This is a genomic window from Pseudomonas sp. NPDC077186, assembly GCF_044543505.1.
Taxonomy (GTDB): domain Bacteria; phylum Pseudomonadota; class Gammaproteobacteria; order Pseudomonadales; family Pseudomonadaceae; genus Aquipseudomonas.
Map to the genome: position 1 here is coordinate 262819 of NZ_JBITWE010000005.1, position 23008 is coordinate 285826.

The window sequence follows — 23008 nt, forward strand, 5'->3', positions numbered from 1 at the left end:
GAGTGCAGCTTGATGGCGGTGATAGTCGAGAAGAACGGCGCGGTGACCACCCTGAGCATCGACCGGCCGCAGGTGCGCAACGCCGTCGACCGGCCCACGGCCGAGGCGTTGGCCGCGGCCCTGCGCGCCTTCGAGGCGGACGATGAAGCGTGCGTGGCGGTGCTGACCGGCCGCGGCGGCACCTTTTGCGCCGGCGCCGACCTGGCGGCGGTGGCCGAGGGCGGCGAGCGCGCCAATCGCCTGGACGAGCAGGGCGATGCGCCCATGGGGCCGAGTCGCATGTCGCTCGGCAAACCGCTGATCGCCGCCATCGAGGGCCATGCCGTGGCCGGCGGCCTGGAGCTGGCGCTGCTCGCCGACCTGCGGGTGATGGCGCAGGATGCGTTGCTCGGGGTGTTCTGCCGGCGTTTCGGCGTGCCGCTGATCGACGGCGGCACGGTGCGCCTGCCGCGTATCGTCGGCCAGGGGCGGGCGCTGGACCTGATCCTGACTGGCCGCCCGGTGGCGGCGGACGAAGCGCTGCAGATGGGCCTGATCAATCGGGTGGTGGCCCCCGGGCAGGCGCTGGCGGCGGCGCAGCAGTTGGCGGCGCAGCTCGCCGCCTTCCCCCAGCGCTGCCTGCTGGCCGACCGCGCCAGTGTCTATGCGCAGTGGGACCTGCCGCTGAGCCAGGCGCTGGCCGGCGAATTCCGCGGCGGCCTGGCGGTGGTGGCCAGCGGCGAGACGGCGGAGGGCGCGCGGCGCTTTCGCGACGGCAAGGGGCGCCACGGCGCCTTCTGAACGGGCCGCACTTTTGTCGGGTGTTGCCCGTGCACGGGCCGGCTAAGCTGCGTGCATGCCCCCACAAGGAATGCTCGATGCGTCGTTTGCTGCTGTCCTTGCTCGCCGTCCTGCTGGTCGGTTGCTCGACCCCCGGCGCCTTCTTCGGCGATCTGGACGGCGAAGCCTTCGTCCCCCACGCGCTGAGCGACGAGAACCACGCCCTGGTCTACCTCTACCGGCCGCGCAACGACTGGGCCGATCAGGAGCTGGAGGCGCCGGGACTGTTTCTCGACAACCAGCTGATCGGCAGCCTGCCGAGCAACGGTTACCTGGTGCTGGAGTTCGAGGCGGCCAACCATCGGCTGGAAATGCGCCGGCCGCTGGCCGGCAGCTTCTGGACCCTGCTGGCCGACGGGCCGCTGGACTTCACCCTGATCGCCAGCTTCAGCCTGGACGCCGCCGTGGGGGCTACCTACTACCTGCGTTACGACGAGGACGGCCCGCCGCCGCACAGCGGCGCCCTGGACGGTGGCGGCGATGGCCCGCTGCAGCTGGTGTCGGCCGAACTGGCCGAGCGCGAACTGGGCGCCACCCGCCTGGTGCAGCCGCCGGCCCGCATCGCCGCCCTGCATGAAGAGGTGGAGCGCCCGCAGCGTGGCTTCTGGCGCTCGGTCGGCCAGGCGCTGGACAAGATCGGCATCTGATGGCGGTTGTGCGGCGGTGACGTAGGGTGCGCCGCGCACCAGCCCGCGGCAACGACCATCGGCCTGCACGGGCGCACGGGAGTAGTACCGGGCTGTTACCTGTCGGAGCAAGTAGGGGCGAATAATGGCCCCGTTGCATCCACCCTCAGGAGACGATCATGGCTGCCAAGAAGATTCTGATGCTGGTCGGCGACTACGCCGAAGATTACGAAACCATGGTGCCCTTCCAGGCCCTGCAGATGGTCGGTCACAGCGTGCATGCGGTGTGTCCGGACAAGGTCGCCGGGCAGACCGTGCGCACCGCCATCCACGATTTCGAGGGCGACCAGACCTACAGCGAGAAGCCGGGGCACAACTTCGCCCTCAACTTCGACTTCGCCAAGGTCAAGGCCGAGGAGTACGACGCGCTGCTGATTCCCGGCGGCCGCGCCCCGGAGTACCTGCGCCTGAATGCCGAGGTGGTGGCGCTGGTGCAAGCCTTCGCCAAGGCCGCCAAGCCGATCGCCGCAGTCTGCCACGGCGCCCAGCTGCTGGCCGCCGCCGGCGTGCTGGAGGGCCGCGAATGCAGCGCCTACCCGGCCTGCGCGCCGGAGGTGACGCTGGCCGGCGGCCGCTACGTGGAGATCCCGGTGGATCAGGCCCACGTGCAGGGCAACCTGGCCACCGCGCCGGCCTGGCCCGCGCATCCGGCCTGGCTGGCGGGCTTTCTCAAGCTGCTCGGCACCGAGATCCGTCTGTAGTCCAGCCGTAGCCCGGACGCCATCCGCGGCGCATCATTGCCGCAATTCCCCGGATTGCATCCGGGCTACAGGAGATAGAGCCGATGTGCGAACTCTATGTAAAGGCCGATCCGATTCTCTACGAATCGCGCTCGCGTTCGCTGCGCATTCACGGGGTGGTGACCACCTTGCGCCTGGAGAACCAGTTCTGGGACATCCTGCGCGAGATCGCCGAAGTCGACGGCATGACCACCAACCAGCTGATCGCCAAGCTCTACGACGAGGTCATGGACTTTCGCGGCGAGGTGGTCAACTTCGCCTCCTTCCTGCGCGTCAGCTGCACCCGCTACCTGGCGCAGAAGGCCGGGCGCGCGGTGCCGCTGCGGGTGGTCGGCGGCGCCGGTTGAATCACGGGTACATCCAGAAGTTCGGATGCTCCGGCACGGCCGGCGCCGCCGGCTTCGGGCTCGGGCGGACGTGCTGGAAGAGGCGTTTGAGCATGGTCATGGCGAGGCTCCCTGAGCGATATGGCTGACAGGGAGGCATGATCGGGCGTTGCTAGATATTGATGAATTCGATTGTGGCTATGGTGTCGATTGGTCGGTGCCTATTGCTTGTCAGCAGACCTGGGCCACCCAGTCGCCCAGGTTGTAGTAGTTGCTGATGCGCGCCACCTTGCCTGCCTTGATCTCGAAGAAGGCGCCGGCCGGCAGCACGTAGGTCTGGCCATTGGCGGGCGGCAGGCCCTCGTCGTCGGCCAGGTACTGGCCATGCACTACGAATTCGGCGGCGGCGCGGTCGCCGCCTTCGTTCTGCATCAGCACGATGTCTTCCAGGCGCTCGCGGTAGCAGCGGTTCATCTTGTCCATAAAGGCGGCGAAGGCGGCCTTGCCGACCTGGCGCTCGCCCTGGTTGATGTCGTGCACCACGTCCTCGCTGAGCAGGTCGAGGAAGGCGGGCATATCGCCGGCGTTGAAGGCGGCGTAGTAGGCCTGCAGCAGTTCGGTGGCGGTCATGGGGACGCTCCTGTCGTAGTCCGTTTAGCGGTTGGCTGGCGCGCATGATAAGTTCGCCGCTTCCCGCCGGCATAGCCGCCGGCGTCACCCTGCTGCTGGCGAGCGACGCCCCATGGACATCCGACTGCTGCGCGGTGCCGAGATCGCGCCCCATATCGACGACCTGGCGCGCCTGCGCATCGCCGTGTTTCGCGAGTTCCCCTATCTCTACGACGGCAGTCTCGCCTACGAGGCCGAGTACCTGGCGACCTACGTGCGCAGCGCGGGCAGCCTGTGCGTACTGGTGCGCGACGAGGGCCGCGTGGTCGGCGCCTCCACCGCGCTGCCGCTGAGCGATGAGACCGAGGAGTTCCAGCGGCCCTTCGTCGAGGCCGGCTGGGACCCGACGCGGGTCTTCTATCTGGCCGAGTCGGTGCTGTTGCCGGCCTGGCGCGGCCGCGGCCTGGGTCTGCATTTCTTCGCCGAGCGTGAGGCCCATGCGCGGCATCTGGGGCGTTTCGACTGGTGCGCCTTCTGCGCCGTGCAGCGTCCGGCCGAGCACCCGCGGCGGCCCGCCGACTACCAGCCGCTGGACGCCTTCTGGGCGCGGCGCGGCTATCGCCACCATCCCGAATTGCACACCGAATACCACTGGCGCGACCTGGACGAGCGCGAGGAATCGGCCAAGCCCATGTCGTTCTGGTTGAAGGAGCTCGCTCGATGATCAGGGTCGCCGCCTGCCAATACCATATCGACCTGCACCAGAGCTGGGAGACCTACGCCGCGCACCTCACCGCGCTGTGCGAGGAGGCCGCGGGGCAGGGCGCGGAGTTGCTGCTGCTGCCGGAATACGCCGGCCTGGTGCTCAGCGGTCAGCTGCCCGAAGCCGAGCGCGGCGACCTGCATGGCTCCATCGCCGGCATCCAGCCGCTGCTGCCGCGTTGGCTGGCGCTGTGCGAGGCCCTGGCGCGACGCCTGAAGATCCATCTGCAACCCGGTTCTCTGCCGGTGTTGGACGCCGATGGCCGCTACCGCAACCGCGCCTGGCTGTTCGGCCCGCACGGCTGCCTGGGCAGCCAGGACAAGCTGATCATGACCCGCTTCGAGCTGGAGCAGTGGCACATCGCCGCCGGCAGCGGGCTCAAGGTGTTCGACACGGCGCTGGGCAAGCTGGGCATCCTGATCTGCTACGACAACGAATTCCCGCTGCTGGCGCGCACCCTGGCCGAGGCCGGGGTGGACCTGATCCTCGCCCCCAGTTGCACCGACACCGAGGCCGGCTTTCACCGCGTGCGCATCGGTGCCCAGGCCCGCGCCCTGGAGAACCAGATCGCCGTGCTGCAGGCGCCCACCGTCGGCCTGGCGCCCTGGTCGCCGGCGCTGGACGAGAACATCGGCCGCGCCGCGCTCTACGTGCCGTCGGACTACGGCATGCCGGCCAGCGGCGTGCTCGCCGAGAGCGCCGAGCTGTGCCCGCGGCGCAGCCGCTGGCTGATCGCCGAGCTGGACCTGGACGCGGTGCGTCGGCTGCGCGAGCAGGGCCAGGTATTCACCCGCCGCGACTGGCCGCGGCAGTTCGACGACGGCCGGCTGGTGCTGCGTTGAACGCCCCGCAGGCGCTGCCGGATTCGCCGCAGGCCGCCTATGAGCGGGCGCTGGCTGCCGGTTTCGTCGTCGATGCCGCGCAGCGTCATGCGGTGGACGCGCTGCAACGCTGCCACGAGGCCGTGCAGCGCGGCGAGCGTCCGCTCGGCGTGTACCTCTGGGGCCCAGTCGGGCGCGGCAAGACCTGGCTGATGGACAGCTTCTACAACACCCTGCGGGTGCCGGCGCGGCGTCAGCATTTCCACCATTTCATGCAGTGGGTGCATCGCCGCCAGTTCCAGCTGACCGGCAACCCCGACCCGCTGCGTCTGTTGGCCGAGGAACTGGGGCGCGAGGTGCGCGTGCTGTGCTTCGACGAGCTGTTCGTCAGCGATATCGGCGACGCCATGCTGCTCGGCCGCCTGCTCAGCCTGGTGGTGGAGCAGGGCGTGGTGCTGGTGGCTACCTCCAACCAGCCGCCGCAGCAGCTCTACGCCGAGGGCTACAACCGCGAGCGCTTTCTGCCGGCCATCGCCGCGCTCAAGGCGCATATGCAGGTGGTGGCGGTGGACGGCGCGCAGGATCATCGCCTGCACCCCGGCGCCGAGGTCCAGCGTTATTGGGTGCAGCAGCCACAGGCTTTGGGCGAGCTGTTTGCCCGTTTGAGCGAGGGGCAGGTCATTGGCCGTGAACCAGTGGAATTGGCCCATCGCCGCGTCTCGGCCCTCGGTCAAAGCCCGGCGGCGCTATGGTGCCGCTTCAATGATCTGTGCCAGCAGCCGTTGGCGGCGCCCGACTTCATCGAACTCTGTGAGCGCTTTCCGGCCATCCTGCTCGGCGAGGTGCCTTGCCTGGGCGGCGAGCAGTGCGAGGGACGCATCGCCCGTGGCACCGAGGATGGTGCCGAACGGGTCGACGCCGGGGATCGCCAGCTGCCGGCGCTGTCGCGCAACGACGACGCGGTACGCCGCTTCATCGCTCTGGTCGACGAGTGCTACGACCGCCGCGTGCCGCTGTATATCGAGGCCGAGGTGGCGCTGGGCGAGCTCTACACCCAGGGCTACCTGGAGTTTCCCTTCCGCCGCACCCTGAGCCGCCTGCGCGAGATGCAGCTGGCGCGCTTCGGCCGCTCATAGCAACAGCATCTGCAGTTCTCGGCTGACATTGATGGTGATGCCGCCGCCACTGCTGCGCAGCGCCTGGCTGGTGCCGCGCAGCGGGTTGTACAGGGTGCCGCTGCCGTTGCGTTGCAGGCGCAGCGTGCCGGCCTCCTGCGCCCAGAACAGCCAGAGCCAGCGGCCGTCGGCGCGTTGCCAGGCGATGCTGAGCATGCCCGCCGGGGCGTCGGCGAAGGCCGGCGGGGTCAGCGGCGTCAGGCTCGGGCCGGCGATCTGCAGGAAGCGCTTGAGCGCCTGGTAGGCGGGCTTTTCGCTGCCGTCCAGGCGCAGCAGGCCGTAGAAGCGGTCGCGCGGCGTGGCGCGGGCGTCCAGATCGCTGAGGGTGAAGAGGAACACCTTGTCGAAGTCCATCGCGCTCATCAGCGCCAGGCGCCGCAGCAGGTAGTCGGCCTGGCCCTGCTCGCCGATGATCGGCTGCAGCTCCACCGGTCCGGGGTAGCTCGACCAGCCGAACTCGGTGGCCCAGATCGGCCCGCTGCCGAGCAGGCGCAGATGCTGGTTGAGGGTGCCGGCGTTGAGCAGGAAGTCGCCGGCGCCGGGCACGTCGCCCTCCGGTTCCTGCGAGTAGGGGTGATAGGCGCTGACCCGGTTCGGCTTGAGGCTGCCGAGGTGCATCAGCGCCTCGAGCATCAGCCCGCCGCGTACCGGCATCTGGCTGTAGTAGGCATGGCCGCCCATTACCTGGGTGGCCTGCGGGCGCACCGCGCTGAGGGCATCGAGGCTGCTTTCCAGCAACTGGCGGTAGTGCAGCGGGTCTTCCGCCGGTTGCCAGAACGGCGGGATGTTCTGTTCGTTCCATACCTGCCAGGCCTGAACCTGCGGATAGCGCCCGGCCAGGTGGGCCAGGCTGCTGGCGAACAGCTGCGGGTTGCTCGGCGGGTACTGGTCGATATTGCTCGCCCCGGCCGGCGCCGAGCTGGCGAAGGCGGGCGAACCGACCAGGTACATCAGCGGTTTGAGCTGCTCCTCCTGCATCACCTGGATCAGCCGGTCGAGCTCGTTCAGCTGCCATTGACCGGGGCTCGGCTCCAGCAGCATCCAGTGCAGGCCGAGGCGCACCCAGCGCAGGTTGAGCGCCTTGAGCTTGGCGATCTGCTGGCGGTAGGCGCTTTCCGAGAACCAGTGCAGCTGCGCGTTGAGGCCGAGAAAGTCTGCCCAGACCAGCGGCCGCGGCGCTTTCAGCGAGTGCGACGGGGCGGCCTGGGCCAGCTGGCTGGCCAGCAACAGGCTGGCAAGGCCGGCCAGCAGCGGCCGGCGAAGAAAACTGACGAAACTGGACATGGCGCTCTCCCTGCTGCGGAACTCTGGGAGTTGCAGCATAGGGTTTGGAATCGGGCGTGAACCGCTCTAGAACGGGGCGGATGACGAAGGGCGCGAGAAATGCGACTGACGGTTTAGTGGCATTTTGCCAAGCCAAAATACCGTCGCTGCGGATGCGCACTTAGCGCTGTCGGCGCCAGAAACGACAAACCCGGCACGCGGCCGGGTCTGTCGCCTGCGTTGGCGCTTACTTCACTTCCACCGCCAGGCTGTCGGCGATCTTCTTGTTCCAGATCGCCGGGCCGGTGATGTGCACCGACTCGCCCTTGGTGTCGACCGCCACCGTCACCGGCATGTCCTTGACCTCGAACTCGTAGATCGCCTCCATGCCCAGCTCGGGGAAGGCCAGTACCTGCGACTTCTTGATCGCCTGAGCGACCAGGTAGGCGGCGCCGCCGACGGCCATCAGGTACACGGCCTTGTTGTCGCGGATCGCGTCGATGGCGATCGGGCCGCGCTCGGACTTGCCGATCATGCCGAGCAGACCGGTCTGCTCGAGGATCTGCCGGGTGAACTTGTCCATGCGCGTGGCGGTGGTCGGGCCAGCCGGGCCTACCACTTCGTCACGCACCGGATCGACCGGGCCGACGTAGTAGATAAAGCGGCCTTTCAGATCCACCGGCAGCTGTTCGCCCTTGTTCAGCATGTCGACCATGCGCTTGTGCGCGGCGTCGCGGCCAGTGAGCATCTTGCCGTTGAGCAGCACGGTCTCGCCCGGCTGCCAGCTCTGCACCTCTTCCGGGGTGAGGGTGTCGAGGTTGACGCGACGTGCGCTCGGGCCGGCTTCCCAGACGATTTCCGGGTAGGCGGACAGGTCCGGTGCTTCCAGTTCGGCCGGGCCGCTGCCGTCGAGCACGAAGTGGGCGTGGCGGGTGGCGGCGCAGTTGGGGATCATGCACACCGGCAAGGAGGCGGCGTGGGTCGGGTAGTCCATGATCTTGACGTCGAGCACGGTGGTCAGGCCGCCCAGGCCCTGGGCGCCGATGCCCAGCTGGTTGACCTTGTCGAACAGCTCCAGGCGCAGTTCCTCGATCCGGTTCTGCGGGCCGCGGGCTTTCAGCTCGTGGATGTCGATGTGCTCCATCAGCACTTCCTTGGCCATCACCGCGGCCTTCTCGGCGGTACCGCCGATGCCGATGCCGAGCATGCCGGGCGGGCACCAGCCGGCGCCCATGGTCGGCACGGTCTTCAGCACCCAGTCGACGATGGAGTCGGACGGGTTGAGCATGGCCATCTTCGACTTGTTCTCGGAGCCGCCGCCCTTGGCCGCGACGTCCACTTCCACCTTGTCGCCGGGGACGATGCTGTAGTGGATCACCGCCGGGGTGTTGTCCTTGGTGTTCTTGCGCGCGCCGGCCGGGTCGGCCAGGATCGAGGCGCGCAGGACGTTCTCCGGCAGGTTGTAGGCGCGGCGCACGCCCTCGTTGATCATGTCGTCGACGCTCATGCTGGCGCCGTCCCAGCGCACGTCCATGCCGACCTTGACGAACACGGTGACGATGCCGGTGTCCTGGCAGATCGGGCGGTGGCCGGTGGCGCACATCCGCGAGTTGATCAGGATCTGCGCCATGGAGTCCTTGGCGGCCGGCGACTCTTCCTTCAGGTAGGCCTCGTGCATGGCCTGGATGAAGTCGACGGGGTGGTAATAGGAGATGAACTGCAGGGCGTCGGCGACGCTCTGGATCAGGTCGTCCTGCTTGATCACGGTCATTGGGGCGCTCCTCTATCAGGGAACATCTATAAGGAAGCGCCGAATCACGACCCGGCGCAACTGCGGAAAAAAGGCGCGGCAGTATAGCGCGCCGGTCGCACAGGGCACAGCCGCCGAAGGTCGATGCTGCTAGCTGTGGGCGGTTATCGGCGCGCTAGGCAATTTGTGATCACGGGGGTAGAGTAACGGCCAGATGCCAGTATGGGATGGAGCCCATGAGCCCAACCAGCCACCGGGTAACGCAACGCAGCTTGCAGAGTCTGCTGCTCAAGCGCTTTGCCATGGCCTGTGCCACCTACACGATGATGGCGCTGCTGTGCTGGTTCGCCTTCTTCGCCGGCCTGTTCCAGGGCTCGTTCGCCACCGCCGCCGGCCTGAGCCTCGGGGTGTTCGCCAGCCAGCTGGTGCTGCTTTGGCTGTTTCTTTCCGGGCGCAACCTGCGCTTCGCCGACCCCAGCCTGACCGAGGCGCAGGTGCTCGTGGCGCTGGCCTGGCAGCCGCTGCTGCTGGCCTTCTTCGACAGCGCCCGCGGCAGCCTGCTGGTGTTCTACGTGCTGATCCTGCTGTTCGGCGTGTTCCAGTTGCGGCCACGGGTGTTCGTGCGCTGCGCGGCGTTCGCCTTCTTCGGCTACGCCGGCATGACCCTGATCCAGGCCTACCGCGAACAGCTCGGCGAGCCCAGCCTGGCGCTGCTGCAGGTCGGCGTGCTGTTCGTCCTGCTGGTCTGGCTGTGCCTGTTCACCGGCTACGTGCAGGCCATGCGTCAACGCATGCGCCAGCGCCGCTTCGCCCTGCAGGCGCACCAGGACACCCTGCGCGGCATGATGCGCCAGCTCGAGGACCTGGTGGCCACCGACGAGCTGACCGGGCTGTTCAACCGCCGGCATTTCCTTCGTCTGGCCGGCCGCGAGCTGGAGCACCTCGGTACGGGTCGCCAGCACGGCCTGGCGCTGATCGACCTGGACCACTTCAAGCGCATCAACGACGCCCATGGCCACGCCGCCGGCGACCGCGTGCTACAGACCTTCGCCGCGGTGGCGCGCGCCTGCCTGCGCGACGGCGACATCATTGCCCGCTACGGCGGCGAGGAATTCGTCCTGCTGCTGCCCAATACCGATGCCGACCAGTTCACCGCCTGCTGCGAACGCCTGCGCGAAGCCTTCGCCCAGGCTGAACCGGTGGGGATAAAGGTGGATAATCTCAGCCTGTCCGCCGGCATGACCCTGCTCGCCGCCGGCGACGACCTCGACGAGGCCTTGCAGCGCGCCGACCAGGCGCTGTACCAGGCCAAACGCGGCGGCCGCAATCGCTGCGATGCCAGCTGGGAGAGAGCGGGTGCCTGAATTGCGCGTTGGCGCCAAACGTCTGCAGGTGGCCGAACGGGCCAATCTGCTCGATGCCCTGTTGGCCGGCGGCGTTGCCGTGCCCTACAGCTGCCGCGCCGGCAGCTGCCACGCCTGCCTGGTGCGTTGCCGGGCCGGTGAGCCGCTGGATCTGCAGCCCGAGGCGCTGGCCGCCGACAAACGCGTCGAGGGCTGGCGCCTGGCCTGCCAGTGTCAGGTCGGCGGCGATCTCGAAGTCGAACCCTTCGATCCGCAGCGCGACGGCCTGGGCGCCAGGGTGGTCGGCCTCGACTGGTTGAGCCCCAGCGTGCTGCGTTTGCGCCTGCAACCCGAGCGACGGCTGCGCTACCAGGCCGGCCAGCACCTGCTGCTGTGGAGCGCCGACGGCGTGGCGCGGCCCTATTCCCTGGCCAGCCTGCCGGGCGAGGACCCCTGGCTGGAATTCCATCTCGACTGCCGCCAGCCCGGCGCCTTCTGCGACGCGGCGCGGCGCCTGCAGCTTGGCGACGACCTGCGCCTGGGCGAGTTGCGCGGCGGCGCGCTGCACTACGATCCCGACTGGCAGGCGCGGCCGCTCTGGCTGCTGGCCGCCGGCACCGGCCTGGCGCCGCTCTACGGCGTGCTGCGCGAGGCGCTGCGCCAGGAGCATCGCGGCGCCATCCGCCTGCTGCATGCGGCCCACGAGCCGGCCGAGCATTACCTGGCCGGCGCGCTGCAGGCGCTGGCTGGCGAGCACGCGCAGCTGCAGGTCGAACTGCTGACGGCGGCGCAGTTGCCGGCTGCTTTGGCCGAACTGCGCCTTGTTTCGCGGCAGACCCTGGCCTTACTCTGCGGCCATCCCGCTACGGTCGACAGCTTCGCGCGGCGCCTCTATATGGCCGGTTTGCCGCGCAGCCAGATGTTCGCCGACCTGTTTCTAACCCGTATGTAGGATGCTTGGGCCGTGCGCACGGCGCACCCTACGCGGGGACGATTCCGTGATTCTGGAGCATCCATGAGCGAATACCTGCAAATCGAGCGCGACGGTGCGCTGCTGACCCTGCGCATGCAGCGCCCGGACAAGAAGAACGCGCTGACCCGCGCCATGTACGCCGGCATGGCCGAGGTGCTCGACGAGGCCGACCGCGACCCGACGGTGCGCGCCGTGCTGCTCACCGGCGGCGAGCAGTGCTTCACCAGCGGCAACGACGTCGCCGACTTCATCCAGGCGCCGCCGAGCGGGCTGAACAGCGAGGTGTTCCAGTTCATGCGCGCGCTGTTCGAGTTCAGCAAGCCGGTGGTGGCGGCGGTGGCGGGGCCGGCGGTGGGCATCGGCACCACCTTGCTGCTGCACTGCGACCTGGTCTACGTCAGCCGCGACGCGCAACTGAAGATGCCCTTCGTCAACCTCGGCCTGTGCCCGGAGTACGGCTCCAGCCTGATCCTGCCGCGTCTGCTCGGCCATGCGCGCGCCGCCGAGTTGCTATTGCTGGGACAGGGCTTTAGCGGCGAGCAGGCGGCGGCCTGGGGCATCGCCAACCAGGCGCTGGACGACGGCGCGGCGACCCTGGCCAAGGCGCGCGAGATGGCGCTGCGCTTTCTCGACCTGGCTCCCGCGGCGCTGGCCGACAGCAAGCGCCTGATGCGCGCACCGGATCGCGAGCAATTGCGCCGGGTGATCGAGGAGGAGGGCGCGCTGTTCGGCCAACGCCTGCGCTCGCCCGAGGCCATCGAGGCGCTGTCGGCCTTTATGCAGCGCAGAAAGCCGGATTTTTCCAAGTTCACGTAGGGTGCGCCGCGCGCACCGAGACATTGCGGGTAGACAGAACGCAGCGTATCGATAAAAGCCGGTGCGCACGGCGCACCCTACAGAGCCAGCATGCAGCGCCCCAAAAAAGCAAAAGGCCGCTCATCGAGCGGCCTTTCGTTCATTGCCGTCGCTTACACCAGCGGATCGCCGACATGCAGGATCTTCATGGTGTTGGTGCCGCCGGTGCCGTGGTAGCTGTCGCCCTTGGTCAGGATCACCCAGTCGCCGGGCTCGACCACGCCGCGCTTGAGCAGCTCGTCCACCGCCGCCTGGCTGACCTTGTTGGCCGGCAGTGCGGCCGGGTCGAAGGGCACGGTGTAGACGCCGCGGAACAGCGCCACGCGGGCCTGCGCCTCGCGGTGCGGGGTGAAGGCGTAGATCGGGATCGACGAGCGGATGCGCGACATGATCAGCGGGCTGTAGCCGCTCTCGGTCAGGCTGATGATGGCCTTGACGCCGGGGAAGTGGTTGGCGGTGTACATGGTGGCCAGGGCCACGCTCTCGTCGCAGCGCTCGAAGGTGCGGCCGATGCGGTGGCTGGACTTCTGGCTGGTCGGGTGCTTTTCCGCGCCGAGGCAGACGCGGGCCATGGCCTCGACCGCTTCCACCGGGTATTCGCCGGCGGCGCTCTCGGCCGACAGCATCACCGCGTCGGTGTAGTCCAGCGCGGCGTTGGCTACGTCGGAGACCTCGGCGCGGGTCGGCATCGGGCTGTGGATCATCGACTCCATCATCTGCGTGGCGGTGATCACCGCTTTGTTCAGGCGGCGGGCGTGGGCGATGATCTTCTTCTGGATGCCGACCAGCTCGGCGTCGCCGATCTCCACGGCGAGGTCGCCGCGCGCCACCATCACCGCATCGCTGGCGCGGATCAGGCCGTCCAGCGCCTCGTCGTCGGCCACCGCTTCGGCGCGTTCGATCTTGGCTACCAGCCAGGCCGTGCCGCCGGCCTCGCTGAGCAGGCGGCGGGCATATTCCATGTCGGCGGCGTCGCGCGGGAAGGACACGGCGAGGTAGTCCAGCTCCATTTCGGCGGCCAGCTTGATGTCGACCTTGTCCTTGTCGGTCAGCGCCGGCGCGGTGAGGCCGCCGCCGCGGCGGTTGATACCCTTGTTGTCGGAGAGCGGGCCGCCGATCAGCACGCGGCAGTGCAGCTCGTCGGCGCCCTTGAGCTCGACGCGCATGACCACCCGGCCGTCGTCCAGCAGCAGCTCGTCGCCGACGTCGCAGTCCTGGATCAGCGCCGGGTAGTCGATGCCGACCACGTCCTGGGTGCCGGCCGTGCGCGAGTGACTGGAGGACAGGCGGAACAGGTCGCCTTCCTTGAGCTCGATGCGCTTGTTCTCGAACTTGGCGATGCGGATCTTCGGCCCCTGCAGGTCGCCGAGCAGCGCCACGTGCCGGCCGTGCTTGGCCGCCAGCTCGCGCACCAGCTGGGCGCGGGCCTTGTGGTCGTCGGGCGTGCCGTGGGAGAAGTTCAGGCGGGCCACGTCGAGGCCGGCGAGAATCAGCTGCTCGAGCACTTCCGGCGAGTTGCTGGCCGGGCCCAGGGTGGCGACGATTTTGGTGCGGCGAAAGGTCATGCGCGGACTCCCTAATGGAATGTGCCGGCGAGGCTACTACGGCGATTCGCTGTAGTCATTGTTCCGTTGCACTACGTGACGAATCCGCCTTGAACACCAGCAGGTCGCACTCCACGGCCTCCAGCACCCGCTCCGCGGTGTGGCCGATCAGGGCGGTGTCGAGTTGGCCGCGGGCGATGGCGCCCATCAGCAGCAGGTCGATATTGTGCTCGCGCACGAAACGCGGCAGCACTTCCTCGGTGAAACCTTCCAGCAGGTGGGTGTCGGGCAGGGCGATGGGGTACTGGCCGAGCAGCTGCTCGAAGGCCTCGCGGTGGCTTTTCGCGCTGTCGTGCACATAGCTGTCGTAGTCGGCGACCATCGCCGCGTCGAACACCAGGGTGCGCGGCAGCGGCGCGTGGCAGTGCAGGTAGTGGGCCTGCAGGGCGAAGCGCCGGCTCAGCTCCATGGCCGTGCGGATCAACAGGTGATCCAGGGCCGCCGGCTTGTCGGCGCTGTGCAGCGGGTCGAGCGCGGCGCACAGGCTGCGCCCTTGCCACTCGGCGTGGTGCACCAGCCACAGCGGCACCGGGCAATGGCGGATCAGCTGCCAGCAGCTGTCGGTCAGCAGCAGGCGGCGCAGCAGGCTGTTGTGCGCGGCGGACTTGAACACCAGATCCGGCTGCAGTTCGGCGACCTTGGCCAGCACCTCCTTGTCCAGGCGTTTGCCCCAGCGGATGTCCACCTGCACCTCGAGACCGCCGCTGCGCAGCGGCGCGACGCGTTGCTCCAGCCATTGGCCATGCTGCTCCAGCAGCGCGGCGCGGCCTTTGGCCTGGATCGCGCTGTCGAACAGGCGGCCGTCGAGGCCGGCGTGGTAGTCCACCAGCAGCAGGTGCAGCTGCGCCGGGTTGTGCCGGGCCAGCCAGGCGGCGCGTTGCAGCGCCGGCTGGCTGTCGCGGTTGGGGTCGATGACCACCAGCAGTCGTTGCAGTTTCATGGCCTGTACCTCGCGAGGATGACCCGAGCATTGCAGCGCGCCTGGCAGGCGCCTGCCTTGATATGGGTCAGCTTAGCCCCAGGAGGTGAACGAAGGGCGGGCGCCGCTCAGCGCACGGCCGGATTCAGCGCCATGTCCAGGTGGCGCGCGGCCTTGGCGTTGAGCTCGCCGTCCGGGTACTGCAGCAGCAGGCGGCGCAGGTAGGCGATGGCCTTGGCGCGGTCGGCGTCGGGGTTGTCCGCCGCCATGTGCATCAGCGCCAGCTGGTACAGCGCCTTTTCCTTGATCTCGGCCGGCACGTGCGGGTCGGCCAGGCCCAGCAAGTAGAGCTCCTCGGCCTCGGCGACGCGGCCCTTGAGCACGGCACGGCGCGACAGCAGGGTCATGTCCGGGTCGAGGCTGCTCTGGTACAGGTCGAGGTTCTGGCTCGGCTGCCAGTGCGCCAGCAGCTCGCGCGAGGTCTTGTGCAGCGGCTCCTCGCTGCGCTGGCGGATCAGCCCGATGCGCTGCTCGGCGCGGCCGGCGGCCTGGCTGGCGGGGAACTCGTTGAGTACCCGGTAGAAGTAGTTGAGCGCCTTGGCGTCGTCGCGCTGCTCGTTGAAGCGGTTCATGTAGATCAGGCCGATCTGGTACAGGGCGATGGCGCGCACCTCGCCGCTCAGCTGGCGGTCGCGGTAGCCGTCCAGGTACAGGGCCTCGGCCTTGTCGCTGTGGGCGTCGCGGATGGCCATGGCGCTGTAGGTGAGCAGGTCGCCTTCCTCCTCGATGGCGGCGGTCATGCGCTTGGTCTTCAGCGCCTTGTACTCGACCACCTCGTTGGTGGTGACCTGGGCGATAAATAGCGGCGTGGTCGGGGCGCAGGCGGCCAGCAGGCTGGTACTCAGGACGATGGCGATCAGGCGGGCGGCGGGCATGCGGGCTCCTTGGCCGGAGTCGGCCGATGCGCCGCAGTCTAGTCAGCCGCCCGCCCAGCGCCAAGGCGGGCGCGGCACAACCCATCGGAGGTTTGCGGCGGTTCAGTTTTCCCGGCGCCAGTCGATACACTGCTCAGCGGAGGAACTGCCCATGCGAACCCTGATCATTCTGACCCTGGCGCTGGTCGCCACGGGCTGCACCCGTTGGTCGCTCGACCATCACCTGAACAACGCCTATCGCGCCTACGAGGATGGCGACTGCGCCTGCGTCGCCCTGGAGCTGTCGAAGGCCGAACGCAAGAGTCGTTCGCGCGGCTACCTGCAGCCGGAAATCTCGCTGCTGCGCGGCCAGTGCCTGGAGCGCGAGAACCTGTTCGTCGACGCGGCGCAGACCTACCAGTTCATCATCAGCCGCTACCCGACCAGCGAGTACGCCTACCGTGCCCGCGCGCGCCTGCAGACCCTGGAGCAGCTCGGCCACCACAATCCGCCGGAGCCGGCAAAGGCCAGCCCGGCCGCGCTCTGAGCGGCCGCCGGTCTCGGCGCATTTGCGCCGGCGGCGCGACGGTTTAAGCTGGGCCATCTGTTCAAGGAGGATCAGCATGCGCAGCCTGCTGTTTGTCGCCCTGTTGCTGCCGGCCCTGGCCGCAGCGGAAATCTATCGCTGGACCGACGCCCAGGGTCGCGTGCATTTCGGCCAGCGCCCGGGCGCCGGCGCCGAGACGGTGGAGGTCAAGCCGCAGGTGGTCGAACGCGACGCCCACACCCGCGAGCGCGAGGCGCGCAGCCAGCGCTTCTTCGATGCCCGCCGCGAGGAGCAGCAGCAGGCCGCCGCCGCCGCGACCGAACAGCGCGAGGCGCGCGCCGCCGAATGCCGCGACCTGCGCCGGCGCCTGGCGCAGATTCCGGAAGGCTTCAGCTACTACCGCACGGACGCCAGCGGCGAGCGCATTTATTACAGTGATGAAGAGACCGACACCGCTCGTCGCCAGCTGCGCACGCGCATCGCCGAGCGCTGTGGCTGAGGCTGGTTAAGCGGCGGCTTCGGGGCCATACTCAAAACCCCTTGTAGCGATTCGCCAGCATGCGCAGCCAACGTCGAATCGAACGCCATCAGTTGCCCTATTACCTGAAGGTGTTCAACCGCATCACCGACAAGCCGATGGGCTCCATCGGCAATGTCTCACTGGACGGCCTGATGCTGATCAGCCAGCTGCCGATGCTGGTGGGTGCGCGCTTCGACATGCGCCTGAAGATCCCCGGCCAGCACGGCCAGCACTTCGTCGACTTCTCCGCCACCTGCCAGTGGTGCCGCGAGGACGTCACCCCCGGCAGCTACGACTCCGGCTTCGCCCTGGTGGCGCCGCCGGCCGACTACGTCGAGATGGTCGACGCGCTGCGTTACTACTTCAGTTTCCACAGCCTGGCCGCCTCGGCCTGAGAACCTGTTCAAAGTCTGCTGCGCGTCGGCACTGCTGCGTTAAAAACAGGCTCGGGCTGCTCATTTACAGCTCGTAAACTCCGCGCCCTCGCCTGTTTTTGCCTTGCATTGCTCTAGCTCGCGAGACTTTGAACAGGCTCTGAGCGCGGGCTCAGGGCCGCGAGTTGAGCCGCAACATCAGCCGACTCTGCTCGCTGAGTTCGCCGAAGAAGCGGCGGTAGAGCGCCTCGCCGTCGCTGGAGCGGTTCAGCTTGCTCAGCGCGGTGTCCACCAGCAGGCGGAAGTCCTCGTCGTCGCGGGCCAGCGGCATGGCCACCGCTTCCACTTCGAACAGGCGCTCCGGCACCCACAGCTGTGCGCCTTGCGGATGCTGGGCCTGGTAGTTGAGCAGCACCAGGCGGTCGGCGAAGAAGGCGTCGACCCGGCGGCTGACGACCTGCTCGACCCCCTCCCGATTGCTGTCGACCTCGACCAGCTCCGATTGCAGGCCGAGCTGGCGAATGCGCGTGCGCGCCCAGGCGACGCTGACCGTGCCCTTGAGCACGGCGAAGCGATGGCGGCTCAGCCCGCGATTGATGGTGGCGCGCCAGGTCGGGCCGCTGTGCGCCGCCTCGCCCTTGAGCGGCAGCAGCAGCGTCGCCGGAGCGTCCTGACGCACCACCACGCCGAGGCCGGCGGTGAAGATCGGCAGCGAGAAGCTGACCTGGCGGCGCCGCTCCAGGCTCTCCACCACGGGCGCGCAGAGGATATCGACGCGCCCGGCGGCCACCGCGTCGAGCATGTCCGTGGTGGTCAGCGGTTGATAGCGCAGGCGTAGCGCCGGCAGGGCCAGTTGCTCCTGCACCTGACTGGCGGCGCGGCGGCACAGCTCGATGGCATAGCCGTCGGCCTGCCGGGCGTCGCCGTCGGAGAAGGGCGGGTTGCCGGGCACGAAGCCTAGCACCAGCTGGCCGCTGTCGCCGATGCGCTCCAGGGTGGCGGCGCTGGCACTGGCAGGCAGCCAGGCGCAGAGGAGCAGCAGCCGGGCCAGGTAGGGAATGGGCATGCCGGTTCTCCTAGGGGCGTCCAAGGCTGTCGAGGGCACCGACGAAGCGCTTGGCGATGGCGCCGAACAGCAGGTAGCCGACCACCATCACCAGCGCCGCGCCGAACACCGCATCCAGGCCCGAGGCGTACAGGGCATAGAAGCAGTAGAGCATGGCCACCAGCAGGATCAGGCTGTTGCGGCGGAATACCTGGGGCGTCACCCGGGCCTTGTGCATGATCACCAGCAGTCCGGTCAGCGAGGTGACGTAGGGGATGATGTTGGTCACCGCGGCCAGGCCCACCAGCTTGTTGAACTGGGCGCTGGCGTTGGGCGAGATGGTCGACAGGGCGATCAGGCTTTGCAGCACGCCGCAGAACAGCAGGCCCAGCAGCGGCGCATCGCGCGAGCTGACCCGGGTGAAGAGTTTGGGGAACATGCCCTGTTCGGCGGTGACCTTGGCCGTCTGCGCCAGGGTGAACTGCCAGCCGAGCAGGGAGCCGAGGCAGGCCATCACCGCCAGGGCCATGATCAGGTTGCCGACGCCGTCGTTGAACATGCGCGCGTAGACCAGGGCGAAGGGCGCGCTGGAGTTGGCCAGTTCCGGGTTGGGGACTATGCCCTGGATCACGCTGGTCGACAGCACGTAGACCACGGCGGCGCCGAGGGTGCCGAGCAGGCAGGCCAGCGGTACGTTGCGCTTGGGATTGTCCACCGCGTCGGAGTTCTGCGCCGCCGACTCCATGCCGAGAAAGGCCCAGAGGGTCAGCGGGATGCTCTGTGCGATGGCGTCGCCCACTTTCAGGTCGTTGGGATTCCAGGCCTCGATGAACAGGCTGGGCTGGAACCAGAACCAGCCGATCAGGCCGAGGCCGGCCACCGGGATGATCACCCCCCAGACGGTCACCGCGCCGAGGCGTCCGGTGAGGCTGGGGCCGCCGAGGTTGGCCAGGATGGTCAGCCAGATCAGGCCGATGGTGCCGAGCACCAGGGCGCCGGCGCTGCTGCCCAGCCAGGGGAAGAAGGGTGTGAGGTAACCGACCGCGGAAATGCCGATGGCCACGTTGCCGATCACCAGCGACAGGAAGTACAGGTAGGAGCAGAGGAAGAACGCGGACTTGCCGTGGGCTTCCTCGCTATAGGCCGACATGCCGCCGGGACGCGGGCAGTAGATGCCGCACTGGGCGAAACCGTAGGCGATGGCCATGGAGCCGACCGCCGTGACCACCCAGGACAGCAGCGATACCGCGCCGAGCTGGGCCATGCTCGAGGGCAGCATGATGATGCCGGAGCCCATCATGTTGACCGCCACCAGGGTGGTCAGGCCGATCAGGCCCATCTTCTTGCTGGCGTCGGCCATGTTCCGGTCCTCGCGCTGCGCGTGGGTGGGGGGAAACGAGCGCTGGTTAAAGGGTCAGAATCCGTCCTTGTCCAGGTGGTCGAAGTCCACCGGGTCGCCGGGGTTGACGTTGAGCTTCTTGCGGATGTCCGCGAACATCGCGTCGTACTCGCCGTGGCTGCGCATTATCGGGCTGGCATTGGGCGGCAGCCCCAGCTTCACCGCGGCCTTGGCCAGGCGGCTGGCGAAGTTGAAGGCGGTGTCGCGGTGCATGTCGAACTCCTCGGCGACGCTGCGGCCGGCGACCTGGCCGGACAGCCTGAAGTGCAGCAGCACGCCTTCCTTGGGGTCGTGGCGCACCTCGTAGTAGACGTCGATATCGTAATCGGGGACGCCCGGCATGCCGGGTTGTTTCTTGCGGTTGAGGTGGCCGGGTTCGAACATGATGGACTCCTCTGGGTCATGGCGCGGCGCCTGTGCCAGGCGCCGCCGGGTGGGTGGCGGGCGTCAGTGGAACGGAAAGATGTAGTTCATCCAGGCCGCCATGCGCAGGAGCACCTTGCGCAGGATCGCCACATGGGGGAAGTGCTCGGAGTAGAGCGCCGCCTGGCCGTAGGCGCCGCCCGGTATGAGGTCCTTGTAAGGTTCGAAGGCCGGGTCGACGATTTCCAGCAGCACCGGCACGCGTCCGGCCGGCATGGCGCCGGTGACGCCCACCAGGCTGCCGCCGGGCTGCACCTGGCCCTCGGCGATCACCGGCTGCACCTGCTTGACCCGGGCCTGGAACACCTGGCCGGGCAGGCCGTCGAGGGCGATCTCGGCAGAGTCGCCCAGGGTCAGGCGCAGCTGGCTGTTCTGGCGCATCCAGGCTACGTAGAAATATTCCTCGTGGGGAATGAAGATCGCCGACGGGCGCAGCGGCATCTTCACCGCATAGATGCCGGGGCGCAGCACCACCTGGGTCACGTAGCCGCGCGACGGCGCCCGCACCACCGTGTTGTCCAGTTCGAACTGGGCGATATTGAGCTGCGCCTGCAGGTCGTCCACGCGCGCGGTGGTGATATCCACATCGCGGCGGTTGCCCAGGTTGCGCCTGGCCAGTTCGCTGGCGCGGAACTGGTCGCCCTTGGCCGACACCAGCTGAGCCTTGAGCGAGCGCACGCGATTCTCGAACGGGGTGGGGTCGATGCGGAAGATCACGTCGCCCTTTTCCAGCAACTGGTTGCCGCGCACCGGCACCTCGATCACCTGGCCGCTGACCGCCGGCACTATGGGGGTGCTGACGAAGTAGCTGCGCGAGACCTCGGAATAGGGGTGGTTGTAGTTCATCAGGAAGATCAGCGTGCCGATCAGCACGATGCCGCCCAGCACGGCGGTGGGCACCGTCCACTTGTTCAGCGGAATCTTGAAGATCTTGAAGATGGCGACGCAGATGGCGGTGTAGGTGAGTATCAGCAGCAGATCCATGGCTCAGTCCCTCGCCTCCAATGGTGCTTCGGCGGCTGGCTGTTCCAGCGCATCCAGACGGGCCTGGAGCGCTGCCACCTGTTGTTCCAGTTGTAGCAGGCGCCCTTCGTCCAGCTTGGTCGTGGTGCCGAAGCCCCAGCCGCGATCCTCGCGATAGAGCGTCGCCCAGATCCACAGGAAGGGCCAGATCGCATGCAGGGTGAACAGGCTGACCCAGCCCGCCACATGGATGGCATCCTGCTGCGGATGGTTGCGATGCACCGCGATCTCGTAGGGAATATCGTGGATCGCGATGATGCCGTAGAACAGCACCACGGCGGCGAAGATCAGTACGCCCAAGGCGAAGTAGTCCAGCATAGTGCCTCCCTAATGCAGCTGCTCTGCGTACGGCACCGCTGGGGCGATCCGCAGCGGCGCCGGCAGAGCGGTTCTCAACGCTTGGCCTTGAGCTGCTCGACGGACTGGCGCATGTCGTTGGCCCAGACATCGATCACCGGCTTGACGTTGTCGAGGCTGATCGCCTGCTCGTCGTTGTCCAGGTCCAGGCCGCTGCCCTTGCGCACCACCTGGGCGACCACGCGGCTGTTCTGCGCGTCGATGACCGCGGCCTCGGCGGCGATCTCCACCTGCTGGTCGCGGGTGCCGGCCGCGGTGCTGGCGGCGGCCACCACCAGGGCGATGGGAATGACTTCGTAGGGCTTGAGGCCTTCGGTCGAGGCCGACACCGCGGTGATGGCCGGGCGCAGCACCAGGGTGCCGGCGGTGGGCGAGTCGGTGAGCGGCATGACCTTGCTCAGCTCGCGGCGCAGCGCGGTGTCGAAGTAGTTGGTGATGCCTTGCAGGGTTTCCTGGGACAGACGGGCGTTGGGCTGCGGCTGCGGGTAGAACTGACTGGGCTCCAGAAAAAGCTGGTTGTAGCGGGCGATCTGCAGGTCCGGGTCGATCCAGCGCGCCACTTTGGCGCCGGACGGCGATTGCTGCTCGCTCAGGCGGCTGTAGTCCTGCAGGAAGCCCGAATACTGCTCGGGAGCCACCAGGGTGCTGGTACAGGCGGTAGTGCTCAGGAAAGCCGCCAACAGCGGCAAGCCGAAGAGTTTTTTCATGCTAGTCCCCATCAAGAAGTTTCCCCGTGCCGGTTGCTTTCTCGGTACTTGCGCAATGCCGGTCTGTCAGCAGTGTAGACGAGAAAAAACGCCGTCAAACGTGCGCGCGAGAGCCTGCCGGTGGCGGCAAAAATCTAGCTCGGCATGCGTTCTGGGACGGTCGTTCAGTGCAGCGCCGGCGCGCCGTCCAGCTTGCGCAGGCGCTGGCTCAGCTGCAGGCGCAGGGCGGTGTCGTCGCACAGCAGCAGGGCGCGTTCGAGGTCGTAGCGTTCGCCCTGTGGACAGGCCAGATTGCGATAGATGTCGGCGCGCGCCAGATGGTCGACCATGCTCGGCGGGCCGATCTGCAGCACCCGTTCGGCGTCCTTGAGTGCGGCCAGGTCGTCGTCCTGCTGCAGGTGCAACAGGCGCAGGTTGCGCGACAGGCGTTGCAGCATGGCGCGGGCGTCGGCGCTGTGCAGATGCTCGGCGCTCAGCTCGATGTCCGGGCCGAGCTGGCGGTAGAGCAGCTCGCGGCAGTCGCGGGTATACAGGCGGCGACCACCGCAGGGGTCGAGCAGGTGATCGGCGCCGGGCACGCGCAACAGGAAATGCCCGGGGAAGTTCACCCCCTGCAGGGGGATATCCAGGCGCCGCGCCAGCTCCAGGGCGATCAGCGCCAGCAGCAGTGGCTGTCCGCGGCGCCGCCGCAGCACCTCATGGAGCAGCGCGTGGCGGGGGCGAGTGACGCCTTCGTCGGCCTCCTGGTAGTCCAGCTCGGCGAGCCGGCGCAGCAGCGGCTGGGCCAGTTCGCGCGCCGGCAGGGCGGGCAGTCCGGCGCCGACCTGCAGCTGCAGGCCGTGCAGTTCGCCGAGCACCTGCGCCGGCTGCACCTGCCCATCGTGTTCGGCGGCGACCCACAGCGCCGCTTCGAACGGCTCGGGCGGATCGCGCTCGAGGCACAGCAGGCAGGCTTGGCGTGGGCTCATCGCTTTCTCCGGTGACTCCTGCTCTTGTAGCCCCTCGGCCGATCCGCGTCCAGTCTCCGCCCAGGCACCTATACTGAGGCTCAAA

General features: G+C 68.2%; 26 protein-coding genes. 13 read left to right on the forward strand and 13 right to left on the reverse strand.

From position 1 onward, the window contains the following. The first annotated feature begins 12 nt into the window (after nt 1-12). The 4 genes from ACIGKL_RS19460 (at nt 13) to ACIGKL_RS19475 (ending at nt 2592) form a co-directional block, all read left to right on the forward strand. Nucleotides 13-780: a crotonase/enoyl-CoA hydratase family protein gene (locus ACIGKL_RS19460; protein ID WP_397488096.1), complete on the forward strand. Its 768-nt coding sequence runs from the start codon at nt 13-15 to the stop codon at nt 778-780. Between the two features lie 77 nt (nt 781-857). Then, nucleotides 858-1466, forward strand: coding sequence for a DUF2846 domain-containing protein (locus ACIGKL_RS19465; protein WP_397488097.1), 609 nt, complete (start codon nt 858-860; stop codon nt 1464-1466). A gap of 155 nt (nt 1467-1621) precedes the next feature. Continuing rightward, complete coding sequence (locus ACIGKL_RS19470; protein ID WP_397488311.1) at nt 1622-2206, forward strand: DJ-1/PfpI family protein; 585 nt, start codon at nt 1622-1624, stop codon at nt 2204-2206. Nucleotides 2207-2289: 83 nt separating this feature from the next. Then, entirely contained in the window at nt 2290-2592 is a 303-nt protein-coding gene (locus ACIGKL_RS19475; RefSeq protein ID WP_397488098.1) for a ribbon-helix-helix domain-containing protein, read from the forward strand. Between the two features lie 210 nt (nt 2593-2802). On the opposite strand, the gene ACIGKL_RS19480 is transcribed toward ACIGKL_RS19475, so the two are convergent. After that, nucleotides 2803-3201 (reverse strand): nuclear transport factor 2 family protein, encoded by a 399-nt coding sequence (locus ACIGKL_RS19480; protein WP_397488099.1) that lies wholly within the window; start codon nt 3199-3201, stop codon nt 2803-2805. 112 nt (nt 3202-3313) lie between these two features. Between ACIGKL_RS19480 and ACIGKL_RS19485 the strand changes: the two genes are divergently transcribed. Genes ACIGKL_RS19485 through zapE form a run of 3 tightly spaced genes read left to right on the forward strand, consistent with a single transcriptional unit; the run spans nt 3314 to nt 5900 of the window. Continuing rightward, nucleotides 3314-3904, forward strand: a complete 591-nt coding sequence (locus tag ACIGKL_RS19485; protein ID WP_397488100.1) for a GNAT family N-acetyltransferase — start codon at nt 3314-3316, stop codon at nt 3902-3904. Then, on the forward strand, nt 3901-4785 hold the full coding sequence (locus tag ACIGKL_RS19490) for a carbon-nitrogen hydrolase family protein (RefSeq protein WP_397488101.1): 885 nt from the start codon (nt 3901-3903) through the stop codon (nt 4783-4785). The genes ACIGKL_RS19485 and ACIGKL_RS19490 overlap by 4 nt, the downstream gene beginning before the upstream one ends. Next, entirely contained in the window at nt 4782-5900 is a 1119-nt protein-coding gene (gene zapE / locus ACIGKL_RS19495) for a cell division protein ZapE (RefSeq protein ID WP_397488102.1), read from the forward strand. Before ACIGKL_RS19490 ends, zapE begins: the two co-directional genes overlap by 4 nt. On the opposite strand, the gene ACIGKL_RS19500 is transcribed toward zapE, so the two are convergent. Then, nucleotides 5895-7223 (reverse strand): beta-xylosidase, encoded by a 1329-nt coding sequence (locus ACIGKL_RS19500; RefSeq protein WP_397488103.1) that lies wholly within the window; start codon nt 7221-7223, stop codon nt 5895-5897. The two genes, zapE and ACIGKL_RS19500, sit on opposite strands and share 6 nt — an antisense overlap. A 226-nt stretch (nt 7224-7449) precedes the next feature. Next, entirely contained in the window at nt 7450-8973 is a 1524-nt protein-coding gene (locus ACIGKL_RS19505) for a fumarate hydratase (protein ID WP_397488105.1), read from the reverse strand. 215 nt (nt 8974-9188) lie between these two features. On the opposite strand from ACIGKL_RS19505, the gene ACIGKL_RS19510 reads away from it, so the two are divergent. From ACIGKL_RS19510 to ACIGKL_RS19520, 3 genes are all read left to right on the forward strand, one after another. Further along, complete coding sequence (locus ACIGKL_RS19510; RefSeq protein ID WP_397488106.1) at nt 9189-10316, forward strand: diguanylate cyclase domain-containing protein; 1128 nt, start codon at nt 9189-9191, stop codon at nt 10314-10316. Then, nucleotides 10309-11247 (forward strand): iron-sulfur-binding ferredoxin reductase, encoded by a 939-nt coding sequence (locus ACIGKL_RS19515; RefSeq protein WP_397488107.1) that lies wholly within the window; start codon nt 10309-10311, stop codon nt 11245-11247. Before ACIGKL_RS19510 ends, ACIGKL_RS19515 begins: the two co-directional genes overlap by 8 nt. Nucleotides 11248-11310: 63 nt before the next feature. Continuing rightward, a complete protein-coding gene (locus ACIGKL_RS19520) occupies nt 11311-12084 on the forward strand; it encodes an enoyl-CoA hydratase (RefSeq protein WP_397488109.1) in 774 nt (257 codons plus the stop codon). 152 nt (nt 12085-12236) lie between these two features. Here the strand turns inward: ACIGKL_RS19520 and pyk are convergent, their stop codons facing one another. The 3 genes from pyk to ACIGKL_RS19535 all read right to left on the reverse strand — a co-directional run bounded on the left by pyk (nt 12237) and on the right by ACIGKL_RS19535 (nt 15581). After that, complete coding sequence (gene pyk, locus ACIGKL_RS19525; RefSeq protein WP_397488110.1) at nt 12237-13688, reverse strand: pyruvate kinase; 1452 nt, start codon at nt 13686-13688, stop codon at nt 12237-12239. Between the two features lie 55 nt (nt 13689-13743). Continuing rightward, nucleotides 13744-14667: a universal stress protein gene (locus ACIGKL_RS19530; RefSeq protein WP_397488111.1), complete on the reverse strand. Its 924-nt coding sequence runs from the start codon at nt 14665-14667 to the stop codon at nt 13744-13746. Between the two features lie 107 nt (nt 14668-14774). Then, nucleotides 14775-15581: a tetratricopeptide repeat protein gene (locus ACIGKL_RS19535; RefSeq protein ID WP_397488112.1), complete on the reverse strand. Its 807-nt coding sequence runs from the start codon at nt 15579-15581 to the stop codon at nt 14775-14777. Nucleotides 15582-15732: 151 nt separating this feature from the next. Here ACIGKL_RS19535 and ACIGKL_RS19540 point away from each other — a divergent pair, with 151 nt between their 5' ends. From ACIGKL_RS19540 to ACIGKL_RS19550, 3 genes are all read left to right on the forward strand, one after another. After that, the gene (locus ACIGKL_RS19540; protein WP_397488113.1) at nt 15733-16107 is read left to right on the forward strand and encodes a tol-pal system YbgF family protein; all 375 of its coding nucleotides are present in this window, start codon (nt 15733-15735) and stop codon (nt 16105-16107) included. 76 nt (nt 16108-16183) lie between these two features. Then, entirely contained in the window at nt 16184-16606 is a 423-nt protein-coding gene (locus ACIGKL_RS19545; protein ID WP_397488114.1) for a DUF4124 domain-containing protein, read from the forward strand. A gap of 59 nt (nt 16607-16665) precedes the next feature. Continuing rightward, nucleotides 16666-17022 (forward strand): PilZ domain-containing protein, encoded by a 357-nt coding sequence (locus ACIGKL_RS19550; protein WP_021442481.1) that lies wholly within the window; start codon nt 16666-16668, stop codon nt 17020-17022. Nucleotides 17023-17173: 151 nt separating this feature from the next. Here the strand turns inward: ACIGKL_RS19550 and ACIGKL_RS19555 are convergent, their stop codons facing one another. From ACIGKL_RS19555 to ACIGKL_RS19585, 7 genes are all read right to left on the reverse strand, one after another. Continuing rightward, a complete protein-coding gene (locus ACIGKL_RS19555) occupies nt 17174-18067 on the reverse strand; it encodes an amino acid ABC transporter substrate-binding protein (RefSeq protein ID WP_397488115.1) in 894 nt (297 codons plus the stop codon). A 10-nt stretch (nt 18068-18077) separates the two neighbouring features. Continuing rightward, a complete protein-coding gene (potE, locus tag ACIGKL_RS19560; protein WP_397488116.1) occupies nt 18078-19406 on the reverse strand; it encodes a putrescine-ornithine antiporter in 1329 nt (442 codons plus the stop codon). Between the two features lie 54 nt (nt 19407-19460). Beyond that, complete coding sequence (locus ACIGKL_RS19565) at nt 19461-19829, reverse strand: DUF5064 family protein (RefSeq protein WP_397488118.1); 369 nt, start codon at nt 19827-19829, stop codon at nt 19461-19463. Nucleotides 19830-19892: 63 nt separating this feature from the next. After that, nucleotides 19893-20852: an HlyD family secretion protein gene (locus ACIGKL_RS19570; protein WP_397488119.1), complete on the reverse strand. Its 960-nt coding sequence runs from the start codon at nt 20850-20852 to the stop codon at nt 19893-19895. Between the two features lie 3 nt (nt 20853-20855). Next, nucleotides 20856-21209 carry a DUF3302 domain-containing protein gene (locus ACIGKL_RS19575; RefSeq protein ID WP_397488120.1) on the reverse strand — a complete coding sequence of 118 codons (354 nt, stop codon included), beginning with the start codon at nt 21207-21209 and terminating at the stop codon, nt 20856-20858. Between the two features lie 74 nt (nt 21210-21283). After that, nucleotides 21284-21955: a DUF3313 domain-containing protein gene (locus ACIGKL_RS19580; protein WP_397488121.1), complete on the reverse strand. Its 672-nt coding sequence runs from the start codon at nt 21953-21955 to the stop codon at nt 21284-21286. A 164-nt stretch (nt 21956-22119) separates the two neighbouring features. After that, a complete protein-coding gene (locus tag ACIGKL_RS19585; RefSeq protein ID WP_397488122.1) occupies nt 22120-22923 on the reverse strand; it encodes a SirB1 family protein in 804 nt (267 codons plus the stop codon). Nucleotides 22924-23008: the final 85 nt, after the last annotated feature.

Bases quoted from the DNA above. Each gene is read 5' to 3' on its own strand.
- ACIGKL_RS19460 (WP_397488096.1), top strand. From the start codon at position 13: ATGGCGGTGATAGTCGAGAAGAACGGCGCGGTGACCACCCTGAGCATC.
- ACIGKL_RS19465 (WP_397488097.1), top strand. From the start codon at position 858: ATGCGTCGTTTGCTGCTGTCCTTGCTCGCCGTCCTGCTGGTCGGTTGC.
- ACIGKL_RS19475 (WP_397488098.1), top strand. From the start codon at position 2,290: ATGTGCGAACTCTATGTAAAGGCCGATCCGATTCTCTACGAATCGCGC.
- ACIGKL_RS19480 (WP_397488099.1), bottom strand. From the start codon at position 3,201: ATGACCGCCACCGAACTGCTGCAGGCCTACTACGCCGCCTTCAACGCC.
- ACIGKL_RS19485 (WP_397488100.1), top strand. From the start codon at position 3,314: ATGGACATCCGACTGCTGCGCGGTGCCGAGATCGCGCCCCATATCGAC.
- ACIGKL_RS19490 (WP_397488101.1), top strand. From the start codon at position 3,901: ATGATCAGGGTCGCCGCCTGCCAATACCATATCGACCTGCACCAGAGC.
- ACIGKL_RS19500 (WP_397488103.1), bottom strand. From the start codon at position 7,223: ATGTCCAGTTTCGTCAGTTTTCTTCGCCGGCCGCTGCTGGCCGGCCTT.
- ACIGKL_RS19505 (WP_397488105.1), bottom strand. From the start codon at position 8,973: ATGACCGTGATCAAGCAGGACGACCTGATCCAGAGCGTCGCCGACGCC.
- ACIGKL_RS19510 (WP_397488106.1), top strand. From the start codon at position 9,189: ATGAGCCCAACCAGCCACCGGGTAACGCAACGCAGCTTGCAGAGTCTG.
- ACIGKL_RS19520 (WP_397488109.1), top strand. From the start codon at position 11,311: ATGAGCGAATACCTGCAAATCGAGCGCGACGGTGCGCTGCTGACCCTG.
- pyk (WP_397488110.1), bottom strand. From the start codon at position 13,688: ATGACCTTTCGCCGCACCAAAATCGTCGCCACCCTGGGCCCGGCCAGC.
- ACIGKL_RS19530 (WP_397488111.1), bottom strand. From the start codon at position 14,667: ATGAAACTGCAACGACTGCTGGTGGTCATCGACCCCAACCGCGACAGC.
- ACIGKL_RS19535 (WP_397488112.1), bottom strand. From the start codon at position 15,581: ATGCCCGCCGCCCGCCTGATCGCCATCGTCCTGAGTACCAGCCTGCTG.
- ACIGKL_RS19540 (WP_397488113.1), top strand. From the start codon at position 15,733: ATGCGAACCCTGATCATTCTGACCCTGGCGCTGGTCGCCACGGGCTGC.
- ACIGKL_RS19545 (WP_397488114.1), top strand. From the start codon at position 16,184: ATGCGCAGCCTGCTGTTTGTCGCCCTGTTGCTGCCGGCCCTGGCCGCA.
- ACIGKL_RS19550 (WP_021442481.1), top strand. From the start codon at position 16,666: ATGCGCAGCCAACGTCGAATCGAACGCCATCAGTTGCCCTATTACCTG.
- ACIGKL_RS19555 (WP_397488115.1), bottom strand. From the start codon at position 18,067: ATGCCCATTCCCTACCTGGCCCGGCTGCTGCTCCTCTGCGCCTGGCTG.
- potE (WP_397488116.1), bottom strand. From the start codon at position 19,406: ATGGCCGACGCCAGCAAGAAGATGGGCCTGATCGGCCTGACCACCCTG.
- ACIGKL_RS19565 (WP_397488118.1), bottom strand. From the start codon at position 19,829: ATGTTCGAACCCGGCCACCTCAACCGCAAGAAACAACCCGGCATGCCG.
- ACIGKL_RS19570 (WP_397488119.1), bottom strand. From the start codon at position 20,852: ATGGATCTGCTGCTGATACTCACCTACACCGCCATCTGCGTCGCCATC.
- ACIGKL_RS19575 (WP_397488120.1), bottom strand. From the start codon at position 21,209: ATGCTGGACTACTTCGCCTTGGGCGTACTGATCTTCGCCGCCGTGGTG.
- ACIGKL_RS19580 (WP_397488121.1), bottom strand. From the start codon at position 21,955: ATGAAAAAACTCTTCGGCTTGCCGCTGTTGGCGGCTTTCCTGAGCACT.
- ACIGKL_RS19585 (WP_397488122.1), bottom strand. From the start codon at position 22,923: ATGAGCCCACGCCAAGCCTGCCTGCTGTGCCTCGAGCGCGATCCGCCC.